Origin of the sequence: Nitratireductor sp. GCM10026969 (assembly GCF_042660605.1) — a bacterium.
In the GTDB taxonomy this organism is placed as follows: Bacteria; Pseudomonadota; Alphaproteobacteria; order Rhizobiales; family Rhizobiaceae; genus Chelativorans.
In genome coordinates, this window is sequence record NZ_JBHSUM010000124.1 from 1 (window position 1) to 12,530 (window position 12,530).

The following is a 12,530-nucleotide window of genomic DNA, read 5'->3' on the forward strand; positions in this document are numbered from 1 at the left end:
GCGCCGCTGCCGGCGGCACCTGCGCCGGCCGCTGCTGCACCGGCCCCGGGGACGGCACAGGCATCCTGCGCCTCGGGCACGTCGTGCGGCGCGTAATTGCCGTCGATTCCCTGGAGATAGAAGAGGGGCGTCTGGCCGTCTTCGGCATAGAAGCCCTCGAGACGGAGCTGCTCTCCGCCCGCGAAGTCGACCAGAAGGTCGTCGCCGTCGCGGCACAGCGTCACGTCGTTCTCGCCTGCCGCGACGCGCACCGCTTGCGCGTCCTGTGCGGGGAGGGATCCGCCGTTCTCGATCGGAGTGGAATTTCCGAGTTGATCAGTAATCGTAGCAAGAATTGCCATTTTAAACACCTCTATGCTCTAAAAATTCGTAAATGAACGAAGCGTCTGAAACGACAGGATTATGTCATGATTATGATCAGTCCTGTCATGACGTGTTTTTATCTTTTCACAATGCTTTTCAATGTGAAACAATGTACTCTAGTACAATTAGATATAAATTGGACCATTATTTCAAATGGCATTCCTCTCCAGATTCCAAATATTCAAGCGGAGCAGATGCAAATGAACGACCGGAGACGCTTGCAGCCTTCATAGGGCGTTCTATCCGAGTGCTTGGCAGCGAAGACATCGCGATGTCAAGGCTTAAGTGCTTATTCTATATAAGTGTTTTCTTCAAACGTTGGGCGCGGAGCTGCGTGATGGAGCGGCGGCAAACAGCGCCGAAGTGGCGCTTTCATTCACCCGGCTGCGCCTCGTGGCCTCGTGGCCGAACGCTACGATCTCATTGGCGCGCGGGAATGTCGCCAGGCCGATACGATCGCAAGCCATTCCCAGAAAAGGCTCCGGCAGTGTTCCGCCGGAGCCTTCGTTCTGAACGTTAACCGATTCGCCGTTTATGCGATCGGCAGATGGGCAGTGCCGTTATCGATTTCCTGTGTCGGCATCGGTGTGCTGTCGAGATGGGGAATCTCGCCGCGACCCGGCTCATCCGCGGCGTGGTCGCCGAAGAGGTCGTTGGGGGAGATTTCATTGCCGTCTTCGTCGTAGAACGTTCCGCGCACGCCCCGGGTATAGCCGCCGTTCTTGAGAGAGGCGATATAGTCCGCGATGTTGCTGTCCCCGTTCACGCCCTGGGTGTAGCCACCATTCTCGTTGCCGGCGGGCTCGTTCGTGGCGCGGTCATTGAGGAGATCGTAGGGGGAGATCTCATTGCCGTCCTTGTCATGGGGCGCCACGCCGCGGGTATAGCCGCCGTTCTTGAGAGAGGCGATATAGTCCGCGATGTTGCCGCCCCCGTTCACGCCCTGAGTGTAGCCATCGTGCTCGTTGCCGGCGGGCTCGTTCGCGGCACGGTCGTCGCCGTTACCAGCGGGCTCGTTCGCGGCGCGGTCGTCCTCGTTGCCGCCGGGCTCATTCGCGGCGCGGTCGTCCCCGTTGCCGGCGGAATCGTCCGCGGCGCCGCGGTCGTTAAGGGCATCGTAAGGGGAGATTTCATTGCCGTCCTCGTCGTAGAACGTTCCGCGCACACCCCGGGTGTAGCCACCGTTCTGGAGAAAGGCGATATAGTCCTCGATGTTGCCGTTCCCGGGCACGCCCCGGGTGTAGCCGCCATCGTCGTTGCCGGCGGAATCGTCCGCGGCGCCGCGGTCGTTAAGGGCATCGTAAGGGGAGATTTCATTGCCGTCCTCGTCGTAGAACGTTCCGCGCACGCCCCGGGTGTAGCCGCCATTCCTGAGGGAATTAATATAGTCCTCGATGCCACCGTTCTCGCCCACGAACGGCTCGCCCCGGGTGTAGCCGCCGTTCTTGAGGGAATTGATATAGTCCTCGGTGTTCACGTTCCCAGGCACGCCCCTGTGTATCGGGGTACTCTCGACATTGCCTGGATAGGATGTGCTTCTGTCGTACGGATTATAGATTTTCATAATATCCTCAAAATATGAATGCCCCCGCAGCCGTCTTTCACGGCAGAACTATGTCGCAATTGTGACGCAAGTCCTTATAATTTATAAACAATTCTGTTATGAACCATATCTGCCATCCGGCTGTCACGGCGCTGCCGGGGTGGCTTGGAGCGGAGTGCGCTCGCTTCACTGCATTTGTGCGATGGCAAGTGCTTTTACCGAAAGCGCTCTATGCGACGACGGTGAGGAGCCGTTCCAGTTCTCTGAGTTGCGCCCTTGCCACCTCGTAGCCGAGCGCGATGGCTTCGTCGGCGCGATAGAACTCCGTCAGGCCGATATGGCCGAGCTTGGGCTGCAGCGACATGTCCGGCGGGTCGCCCGCCATGCGGGCGCGGGAAATGCGGTCCTGGATGATGTTGAAGGCCTCCACCATGACGCCCGTTATGCCCAGCCGCATGTTGCGCTGACGGGGGCCCTTGTCCACGACGAGCGGTGTCTTGCGCCCGTCCGCCTGCTTGTCTTCCATCTCCGGCAGGTCGGCGGAATGCTTTATGACGGCGGCGCGGCCGAAGAGGTCGTAATGCAGGTTCACCGCCACCACGAGCGGCTGTTCGTAGGCGCGGCAGACGGAGACGGGCACGGGGTTCACCAGCGCCCCGTCAACCAGAACGCGCCCGTTGCAGACGACCGGCTCGAACACGCCTGGCAGCGCATAGGAGGCGCGCATGGCCGTGATCAGCGATCCGCTGGACAGCCACACCTCGTGACCGGTGCGGATTTCGGCGGCCACGCACACGAAAGGCCGCGACAATTCGGCAAAGGTGATGCCGTCGAGGTGCTCGCGCATGCGATTCGTCAGCCTCATGCCCCCGAAAAGGCCGCTGCCGCCGAAATTGAAGTCGAGCAGGCCGAAAATGCGGCGGCGGGTGAGCGAGCGGGCAAAATCCTCGAGTTCATCCAGCTTGCCGGCGAGATAGCAGCCGCCCACGAGGGCGCCGATAGAGGTGCCGGCGATCATGCCGATGGGGATGCCCGCCTCGTCCAGCGCCCTCAGTACGCCGATATGGGCCCATCCGCGGGCAGCGCCGCCGCCGAGCGCAAGGGCGATGCCGGTGCCGGGGGGCGCGATCGTCGATTGTCCGGTGGCAGCTTGCGCGGGCGGGGAGTCCTCCCGGCCGTCCTGTCTTGCGCGTATGGACGCCCAATCGAGCATCGGTTGTCTCCTCGCCCCCGTTCAATTCTGGTGCGGGACCGTATCCAATTTATGAATGCGGGAGCGCTTCGGCGCCAGCCCGACAATCGGATGAGGCTCAATCCTGCTCCGCGAGTACCGGACGGCCGTCTTCGAGACCCACATTCCTGTAGAAGCAGGAACGCCGGCCCGTGTGACAGGTTGCACCGTCGCCGGCGACACGAACGCTGAGATGCACCGCATCCTGGTCGCAGTCGGTGCTGAGGGAGACGACATGCTGGACGTTGCCGGAGGTCTCGCCCTTCATCCACAGGGTGGAGCGGGAGCGCGACCAGTAATGGGCGATTCCGGTCTCGAGCGTCCTGGCGAGTGCCTGCGCATTCATGTGGGCGACCATCAGCAGGCGCCCGTCTCCAACATCGGTGACGACCGCGGTGATGAGTCCATTGGCGTCGAAACGCGGCGTGAAGTCCCGGCCCTCCTCCAGCGCGTTCTTGTCGGAGGAGGGGGGAGCAAAGGCGATCTGCGACATGGTGTCAGCCGTTGCGCGGGTCGCGGGCCAGCGTCATGAAGCGGACCTGCTCTTCCGGCTTTTCCTTGAAGAGGCCGGTGAAGGTGGTGGTCAGCGTGGTCGAGCCCTGCTTCTGGATGCCGCGCATGGACATGCACATGTGCTCGGCCTCGATGATGACGGCCACGCCGCGCGGCTGCAGCACGTCCTGGATGACGCCGGCGACCTGCGCCGTCATGGCTTCCTGCGTCTGCAGGCGGCGCGCGAAGATGTCGACCACCCGGGCGATCTTGGACAGGCCAACCACCCGGCCCGCCGGCAGATAGCCGACATGCGCCTTGCCGATGATCGGCACCATGTGATGCTCGCAATGGGAGTGGAAGGGAATATCCCTGATGAGCACCAGATCGTCATAGCCGGCCACTTCCTCGAAGGTGCGGCCGAGTTCTTCGGCGGCGCACTGGTCGTAGCCGGCAAACATCTCGCGGAATGCTTTCACGACGCGCTGCGGCGTCTCCCTCAACCCTTCGCGATCCGGATCGTCGCCCGTCCAGCGCAAGAGCGTGCGAACGGCGGCTTCGGCTTCCTCGATGCTCGGCCGATCGGTGACCGGCTTGTCGAGATAGCTCTTCGGCTCCACCAACGTGCCCTTGTCGCTGCGCGGAGGGAAGCTTTTGATAATCGCGTCCATAATAAGGCGTCTCCCGTAGTCCCTGTCTCAGCAGGGACGAGTTGAACGGTTCACAGCCTTTCGCGGGTTGAAGGAACTGTCTACAGTCCCGCCCGTAAGGCGGCTTTGATGCCGGCCGCGGCAATAATTATACGCTTCTTGCCCTCGACCGGATGCCATCATTATATAGTTTGTCGGAAGCGCGAATGAAAGAGACCTGCGCGACAAGCAATGCTTGATGCGCGCCGTCAGGCGGAAATTCATGATCGACGACGTCTACAACGCGAAAATTCTTGGCTTTGCCGGAAACATCGAGCGAATCGGCCGTCTGGCCGAGCCGGATGCGAGCGCGCGGGCCCACTCGAAGCTTTGCGGGTCGACGGTGGACGTCGATCTGAAGATGACCGACGGCGTGGTGACCGATTTCGCGCACGAGGTGAAGGCCTGCGCGCTCGGACAGGCCGCATCCTCGATCATGGCGCGTCATGTGGTGGGCGCCGAGGCCGGGGAGTTGCGAGCCGTGCGGGAGGCCATGTACCGCATGCTCAAGGAGAACGGGCCGCCGCCCAACGGACGCTTCGCCGACCTGAAATATCTGGAGCCCGTGCGGGACTACAAGGCGCGCCACGCTTCCACGCTGCTCACCTTCGATGCGGTGGTCGACTGCATCGACCAGATCGAGAAAAAGCGCGCCGGCAGGGCCGCTTGAGGCGAAGCGCTTGGCGCACGGCGACCGATGCCTATCCCGCACTGGTTGCCGGAACGCGGCGCGTCCTGAAGGAGCGCGATGATGGCCAAAGCTGACGCATCTTCGTACCGCTCCCGCAATTGGCAGGGTCCCTGGCCGAAGACGCCTGGCCGGCTCTTCGGCACGGGGCTCGTGCGCTTCTATCAGTTGACGCTTTCCGGCTTTGTCGGCGGTTCCTGCCGGCATTTTCCCACCTGCTCGGAATACGCCTACGAGGCGATAGCCCGGCACGGGCTGTGGGCGGGCGGCTTTATGGGACTGTTCCGTTTTGTTCGCTGCGGGCCGGGGGGCACCCATGGGGTTGATCCCGTGCCGGAACGCTTGCAGCCACGCCACGGATGGTGGGCGCCGTGGCGCTATTGGCGCCTGGGCTGAAAGAACGGGGACGAGGGTTTACGCTGGCGGGGAGGTCGACTAAATGTCCGCCGGCGGCGATTGGCCGCCGATGATCAACCACCCGCGTTCGTAAGCGGGACTGGATAGCGGAGAAAATTATGTCGACCATGAATTTCCAAGCCCAGCAAGGGGGCAAGGTCTCCCTGACATTTCCCGATGGCTCCGTCCGCGAATTCGACGCCGCGACGACCGGCGCGGAGATCGCCGGCGCCATCTCCAAATCGCTTTCCAAGAAGGCCGTGGCCTACGCGCTCGACGGCACCCTGCGCGACCTTTCCGACCCTGTGGGCCGCGACGGGCGCGTCGAGATCGTCACCCGCGACGACCCGCGCGCGCTGGAACTGATCCGGCATGATTGCGCCCACGTCCTGGCCGAGGCCGTGCAGGAATTGTGGCCCGGCACGCAGGTGACCATCGGCCCGGTGATCGAGAACGGCTTCTATTATGACTTCGCGCGCAACGAGCCCTTCACCCCGGACGATTTCCCGGCCATCGAGAAGAAGATGCGCGAGATCATCGACCGCAATGAGCGGTTCACCAAAGACGTGTGGTCGCGCGAGAAGGCGAAAAAAGTTTTCGCGGAGAAAGGCGAGAACTACAAGGTCGAACTGATCGACGCCATCCCTGACGGGGAGGACGTCAAGATCTATGCGCAGGGCGAATGGTTCGACCTCTGCCGCGGGCCGCACATGGTTTCGACCGGCCAGATCGGCAAGGCCTTCAAGCTCATGAAGGTCGCCGGGGCCTACTGGCGGGGCGATGCCGACAACGCCATGCTCACGCGCATCTACGGCACGGCCTGGGCCAACCAGGAGCAGCTCGACGCCTATCTCAGGATGCTGGAGGAGGCGGAAAAGCGCGACCATCGCCGCCTTGGGCGCGAAATGGACCTGTTCCATTTCCAGGAGGAGGGGCCGGGGGTCGTCTTCTGGCACTCCAAGGGCTGGCGCATGTTCCAGAACCTCGTCTCCTATATGCGCCGGCGCCTGGCAGCCGACTACGAGGAGGTCAACGCACCGCAGGTACTCGACCATTCCCTGTGGCAGACCTCCGGTCACTGGGGCTGGTACAAGGAGAACATGTTCAAGGTCGAGTGCGCCGACGAGGAGGCGGAGGACAAACGCACCTTCGCCCTCAAGCCCATGAACTGTCCGGGCCACGTGCAGATTTTCAAGCACGGCTTGAAGTCCTATCGCGATCTACCGATCCGGATGGCGGAATTCGGCGCGGTGCACCGCTACGAGCCGTCCGGCGCGCTGCACGGGCTGATGCGCGTGCGCGGTTTCACCCAGGACGATGCGCACATCTTCTGCACCGAGGAGCAGCTTGCCGAGGAGTGCCTGAAGATCAATGACCTGATCCTGTCGACCTATGCGGATTTCGGCTTCGAGGAGATCACGGTCTTCTTTTCCACGCGGCCGGAGAAGCGCGTGGGATCGGATGCGCTGTGGGACCATGCCGAGGAGATCATGAGCGGCGTTCTGGAGCAGATTGCCGAGCGCTCCGGCGGGCGGATCAAGACGGCGATCAATCCCGGCGACGGTGCATTCTACGGGCCGAAGTTCGATTACGTGCTGAGGGACGCGATCGGCCGCGAATGGCAATGCGGCACCACCCAGATCGACTTCAACCTGCCGGAACGCTTCGGCGCCTTCTACATAGACAAGGATTCGGAGAAGAAGCAGCCGGTAATGATCCATCGCGCCATCTGCGGCTCGATGGAACGCTTCCTCGGCATCCTCATCGAGAACTTCGCCGGGCATTTCCCGCTCTGGTTCGCGCCGGTGCAGGTGGTGGTAGCCACCATCACTTCCGACGCCGATTCCTACGCACAAGACGTGGCTGAACGTCTCAGGGACGCGGGCCTGATCGCCGAGACCGACCTGCGCAACGAGAAGATCAACTACAAGGTGCGCGAGCACTCACTGGCCAAGGTGCCGGTGATCCTCGTGTGCGGCAAGCGCGAGGCGGAGGAAGGTTCGGTCAACATCCGCCGGCTGGGTTCGCGTGAGCAAAGCGCGCTCACTCTCGAGGAGGCGGTGCGCCAGCTTTCCGAGGAGGCGACGCCGCCCGATCTTCGCCGTAAGCGGGCGTGACCGGCGCCTCGGCGCCTGCTACGCGACGGCGAAGGCCCCCTCTCTTGCAAATTCTACGGACTTAGCTGCGCTAAGCCCAAGAATTTGCTTTCTCCCCCACCAAGGGGGAGATAGAGGCTGCGTCAGCCTTGCAGCCAGTCACCGGCATCGACTGTTGCGGGAAAAGGCGCCTGTGCCCGCGCCTATCTCCCCCTTGGTGGGGGAGAAAGCGATTTCAATAGCTTAGCCGAAGGCTAAGTGTTAGAAATCGCAAGAGAGGGGGTGTACGCCTCCCACTGTGGCGATTCACAGCAGGGCTTGGGTCGTTCAGTTTTCCTCAGCTTCGTTTTCGAAGGCCTTGCATAACATGTCGAATGGCGCCAGGGCGCCGTGAACCTGGATCACTGCCGCCGCCACGCGATGGGCACGGCGGACGGCGTCCTGCGGCGCGTCGCCGGCAAGCCGCGCCGCGAGATAGGCGCCGTTGAAGGAATCGCCGGCGCCGGTGGTGTCGACGGGATGGGTCACGCGGCAGGCGGAAACGGTCGCCATTTCACCGCCCCCAGCCAGTACCGTCGGCTCGGAGCCGTTCTTGACGATGCATTCGCGCACCCCGGCCCGGGCGAGGCGGGCAGTCGTTTCGCGAGGATCGGCATCGCCGTAAAGCTGCTGTTCGTCAGGGAAGGTCGGCAGGGCGATGTCCGTAACGGCGAGTGCCGCGTCGTTTGCCGCGCGCGCCTCCTGAGAGGAGGCCCACAGGCGCGGCCGGTAATTCGGGTCGAAGGCGATGCGGCTGTCTGCCTTGCGTGCCTGCCGGAGCGCTTCGATCAGCGTTCTGCGGGCAGGGGGTTCCAGAATTGCCAAAGTGATTCCGGAAAAATAGACAAGCTTCCGGTTTTGCAGACTTTTTCCAAGGGAGGCCGGGTCGTCGGCGAGGCATCGCGCGGCCGAATCGGCGCGCCAATAGGTGAAGGAGCGTTCGGCGCCGTCGAGCGTGATGGCGTAAAGGCCCGGGCGCCGGCCGGCGATGACGGGGCTGGCGGCCGTGCCAATGCCGCTTTGGGCGAAGAAGGCTTTCTGATCGGCCGAGAAGGGGTCGTCGCCGAAGGCGCTGACGTAGTCTGCGGGAATCGTTTTCGGCGTCAGTGCGCGCAAGGTCCACAGCGTGTTGAACGTGTCACCGGCATGGCCCATGCGCCAGTTGCCGCTTTCCCCGCCGGAGAGTTCCAGCATGCATTCACCGACCGCGGCGACACCCAGTTCCGTCATACGCATATCCCCATTCGAGACGGGCTCGCGCATAGCATGTTCCGGGGCGCAGGCAAATGCGAAGGCGTCACAGGTCCTTCACCGTCTCCATGGCGACAAAGGTGGAGGTGTGGGAGACGTGCGGCAGCTCCGAGAGCTTCTCGCCCAGCACCCGGCGATAGGAGCGGATATCCCGCGTGCGCACCTTCAGAAGATAGTCGAAGCTTCCAGCGATCATGTGGCACTGGTCGATTTCCGGCATCGCCAGCGCGGCGCGGTTGAAGGCCTCGAGCGCCGTCGAACGGGTGTCGGAGAGCGTCACCTGGATAAAGGCGATATGACCTTCCCCCATGCGCTCGCGGTCGATGATCGCCGCATAGCCGCGGATGAAGCCGTCCTTCTCCAGCCGGCGAAGGCGGGCCTGAACCGGGGTCTTGGACAGACCCACACGTTTGGCCAGCGCGGCAATGGAGAGCCGGCCGTCCTTGGACAGCGTGTCGAGTATGTTACGGTCAATGCGGTCTAAGAGGTTTGCATTCATGATCTGTGTAGCCTGTATGTCCTGTCATGAGCGCATAAATTAGTCTGGAAGGACTGGCAAGCTTTTGACTTTAGACCGGTAGGCAAAGCACCATATGATATTGAAGGTGCCTTGTGCCGACAGAGAGGTGAACGATGACCGCATCCGATCTGGATCATCTGCGCGAGACGATCCGCGCGCACTACCTCGCCGGGGAGCAGGCCGCGCTTGACGAACTGGTTGAAATGGCGCGCCTGTCGGTGGCGCGCCGCGAGGCGATCTCGGCGCAGGCGGTTGAACTGGTACGCGCGGTCCGGGCGCGTTCGGACCGGCATCTGATGGAGGCCTTTTTATCCGAATACGGGCTTTCGACCAGCGAGGGGGTGGCGCTGATGTGCCTGGCGGAGGCGCTGTTGCGCGTGCCGGACGCCGAGACGGTCGACGATCTCATCCGCGACAAGATCGCCCCGCACGACTGGTCCGCCCATTCGGGAGAGTCCGCCTCGATCTTCGTCAACGCGTCCACCTGGGCGCTCATGCTGACGGGCCGCGTGCTCGACGAGCGGGGCAGCGGCGTGGAGGCCACTTTGCGTGCCATGGTGCGCCGGCTGGGCGAGCCTGTCATTCGCACCGCCGTTGCCGCCGCCATGCGCGAGATGGGCGAGCAGTTCGTGCTCGGCCGCACCATCGGCGAGGCGATCCGGCGCGGGCGTTCCAACACCGAGAAGGGGTACACCTACTCCTACGACATGCTGGGCGAGGCGGCGCGGACGGAAACGGATGCCGCGCGCTATTTCGAGGCGTATCGGCAGGCGATCAACGCGCTGGCGGGGGAGGCCCGCAGCACGGATATCCGCGCCAACCCCGGCATTTCGGTGAAGCTTTCCGCGCTTCATCCCCGTTACGAGGCGGTGCAAAGGGAGCGCGTGCTGCCGGTCATGGCCGAGCGCCTTTTGATGCTCGCGCAGGCGGCGCGCGCGGCGAAGATGGGGCTGAACGTGGATGCCGAGGAGGCGGACCGGCTCGACCTGTCTCTCGACGTGATCGAGCGTGTGCTTTCCGATTCCTCGCTCGCGGGTTGGGACGGGTTCGGCGTCGTCGTGCAGGCCTACGGCCAGCGTGCGCCTTACGTGCTTGACTGGCTCCATGCGCTGGCCGGCAGGCTCGAGCGCAGGATCATGGTGCGGCTGGTGAAGGGCGCCTACTGGGACACCGAGATCAAGCGCGCCCAAGTGATGGGGCTTGAGGGCTATCCCGTCTTCACGCGCAAGGCCAACACGGACGTCTCCTATATCGCCTGTGCGCGCAAGCTCCTGTCGATGACGGACCGCATCTACCCGCAATTCGCCACGCACAACGCGCACACGGTGGCGGCGGTGCTGTCCATGGCGGAGGACAAGGACGCTTTCGAGTTCCAGCGCCTGCACGGGATGGGCGAATCGCTGCACGAGATCGTCCGCCGACGGGAGGGCACGCGCTGCCGGATCTACGCCCCGGTCGGGGCGCACGAGGACCTGCTCGCCTATCTGGTGCGCCGCCTGCTGGAGAACGGCGCCAATTCCTCCTTCGTGCACCAGATCGTCGATGAGGACGTGAGCGCTGAGGAAATCGCGCGCGATCCCTTCACCATGGTCGAAACGCACGAGACGGCAAGCAATCCCGTGATCCCGGCGCCGGCCATGCTTTTCGGACCGGGGCGGCGCAATTCGAAGGGGTGGGACATTACCGACCCGGGCACCATGGCCGAGATCGAGGCGGCGCGGCTTGCCTTCAAGGCACCGCGGCGCTGGGAGGCGCGGCCGATGACGCGAGCGGCGGGTGCGGGGAAGGCGCGCACGATCGTCAATCCGGCGCGCACCAACGAGGTGGTCGGCACGGTCACCGACGCTTCGCCCGGGCAGGCGCGCGAGGCCGTCGGCCTGGCGCTTGCCGCCAAGCCGGGATGGGCCACGAAGCCGGTCGAGGAGAGGGCCGATATACTGCGGCGCATCGCCGACCTTTACGAGGCGCATGCCGGCGAGTTCTTCGCGCTTGCCGCGCGCGAGGCCGGAAAGTCGCTGCCCGACGGCATCGCCGAGGTGCGCGAGGCGGTGGACTTCCTGCGCTACTACGCCAACGGGGCGCCGCACGCGGAAGCAGGCATCGAGGCGCGGGGCGTCATCGTCTGCATCTCGCCGTGGAACTTCCCGCTCGCCATCTTCACCGGCCAGATCGCCGCCGCGCTGGTGACCGGCAACGCCGTCATCGCCAAGCCGGCGGAGCAGACCTGCCTGATCGCCGCGCGGGCGGCCGCCCTGATGCACGAGGCAGGGGTGCCGGAGGACGTGCTGCAGCTTCTGCCCGGCGACGGGCCGGGTGTCGGTGCCCCGCTTACCGCCGATCCGCGAATCGGCGGTGTCTGCTTCACCGGCTCGGTCGAGGTGGCGCGCCTGATCGAGCGGCAGCTTGCCGAGACGGCGGCACCCGATACGATGCTGATCGCCGAGACCGGCGGGCTCAACGCCATGATCGTCGATTCGACCGCCTTGCCCGAGCAGGCCGTGCGCGACATCCTGGCCTCCGCCTTCCAGAGCGCTGGCCAGCGTTGCTCGGCCCTGCGCATCCTCTATGTGCAGAAAGACGTTGAGAAGCGCATCGTCGGGATGCTCAATGGGGCGATGGAGGCGCTCTGCGTGGGCGATCCGTGGAGCATCGACACCGATGTCGGGCCCGTCATCGACGAGGAGGCACTGTCGGGAATTTCCGATTATTGCCGGCGGATGGAGGACGAAGGGCGGCTAATCGCCAGGATCGGGCGACCCGAGGGCGGCCGCTTCGTGGCGCCGAGCGCTTTCAAGGTTTCTGGAATCGAGGAAATGGAGCGCGAGATCTTCGGGCCCGTCCTGCACGTGGCGACCTTCGAGGCGGAAGAACTCGGCAAGGTGATTTCCCGAGTCAACGCAAAGGGATATGGCCTGACCTTCGGGCTTCACACGCGCATCGACGCACGTGTGCAGGAGGTGGTGGACAGCGTCCATGCCGGCAATCTCTACGTCAATCGCAACCAGATCGGCGCCGTCGTCGGTTCCCAGCCCTTCGGTGGGGAAGGGCTGTCGGGCACGGGGCCCAAGGCCGGCGGGCCGCTTTATCTGCGTCGTTTCCGGCGCGAGGCGGCGGAGATGCAGGCTGCCGCCGCCGCGGGCGCGGTGAGCGAGAAGTCCTTGCTGACGGCGAGCATGGACGCGCTCCGGCCGGGCGATTGGGCGCGGCGGGAAGACCGCGTCG

Annotated in this window: 11 protein-coding genes; 4 read left to right on the forward strand and 7 right to left on the reverse strand. The window is 64.0% G+C overall.

Translation table 11 applies throughout. The annotated features are described in order from the left end of the window. The 5 genes from ACFP9U_RS19170 to folE form a co-directional block, all read right to left on the reverse strand. On the reverse strand, nt 1–341 hold a 341-nt coding region (locus ACFP9U_RS19170), incomplete at its 3' end, for a hypothetical protein (protein ID WP_378623929.1). Nucleotides 342–895: 554 nt separating this feature from the next. Then, complete coding sequence (locus ACFP9U_RS19175) at nt 896–1,927, reverse strand: hypothetical protein (protein ID WP_378623930.1); 1,032 nt, start codon at nt 1,925–1,927, stop codon at nt 896–898. A gap of 208 nt (nt 1,928–2,135) precedes the next feature. Then, a complete protein-coding gene (locus ACFP9U_RS19180; protein WP_378623932.1) occupies nt 2,136–3,119 on the reverse strand; it encodes a patatin family protein in 984 nt (327 codons plus the stop codon). Between the two features lie 97 nt (nt 3,120–3,216). After that, nucleotides 3,217–3,630, reverse strand: a complete 414-nt coding sequence (hisI, locus tag ACFP9U_RS19185; RefSeq protein WP_378623933.1) for a phosphoribosyl-AMP cyclohydrolase — start codon at nt 3,628–3,630, stop codon at nt 3,217–3,219. 4 nt (nt 3,631–3,634) lie between these two features. Continuing rightward, nucleotides 3,635–4,300, reverse strand: coding sequence for a GTP cyclohydrolase I FolE (gene folE, locus ACFP9U_RS19190; protein ID WP_322450631.1), 666 nt, complete (start codon nt 4,298–4,300; stop codon nt 3,635–3,637). 241 nt (nt 4,301–4,541) lie between these two features. On the opposite strand from folE, the gene ACFP9U_RS19195 reads away from it, so the two are divergent. From ACFP9U_RS19195 to thrS, 3 genes are all read left to right on the forward strand, one after another. Beyond that, entirely contained in the window at nt 4,542–4,988 is a 447-nt protein-coding gene (locus ACFP9U_RS19195; protein WP_378623935.1) for an iron-sulfur cluster assembly scaffold protein, read from the forward strand. Nucleotides 4,989–5,069: 81 nt separating this feature from the next. After that, a complete protein-coding gene (gene yidD, locus ACFP9U_RS19200) occupies nt 5,070–5,402 on the forward strand; it encodes a membrane protein insertion efficiency factor YidD (protein WP_378623937.1) in 333 nt (110 codons plus the stop codon). 119 nt (nt 5,403–5,521) lie between these two features. Continuing rightward, nucleotides 5,522–7,519: a threonine--tRNA ligase gene (gene thrS, locus ACFP9U_RS19205; RefSeq protein ID WP_378623938.1), complete on the forward strand. Its 1,998-nt coding sequence runs from the start codon at nt 5,522–5,524 to the stop codon at nt 7,517–7,519. A gap of 306 nt (nt 7,520–7,825) precedes the next feature. Here the strand turns inward: thrS and ACFP9U_RS19210 are convergent, their stop codons facing one another. Together ACFP9U_RS19210 and ACFP9U_RS19215 are read right to left on the reverse strand one after the other, a co-directional pair. Then, entirely contained in the window at nt 7,826–8,767 is a 942-nt protein-coding gene (locus tag ACFP9U_RS19210) for a sugar kinase (RefSeq protein WP_378623940.1), read from the reverse strand. A 67-nt stretch (nt 8,768–8,834) separates the two neighbouring features. Next, the gene (locus ACFP9U_RS19215; protein ID WP_322450638.1) at nt 8,835–9,287 is read right to left on the reverse strand and encodes an Lrp/AsnC family transcriptional regulator; all 453 of its coding nucleotides are present in this window, start codon (nt 9,285–9,287) and stop codon (nt 8,835–8,837) included. Between the two features lie 134 nt (nt 9,288–9,421). Here ACFP9U_RS19215 and putA point away from each other — a divergent pair. Next, nucleotides 9,422–12,530, forward strand: a 3,109-nt coding sequence (putA, locus tag ACFP9U_RS19220) for a bifunctional proline dehydrogenase/L-glutamate gamma-semialdehyde dehydrogenase PutA (RefSeq protein ID WP_378623942.1), incomplete at its 3' end; no start/stop codon positions are given.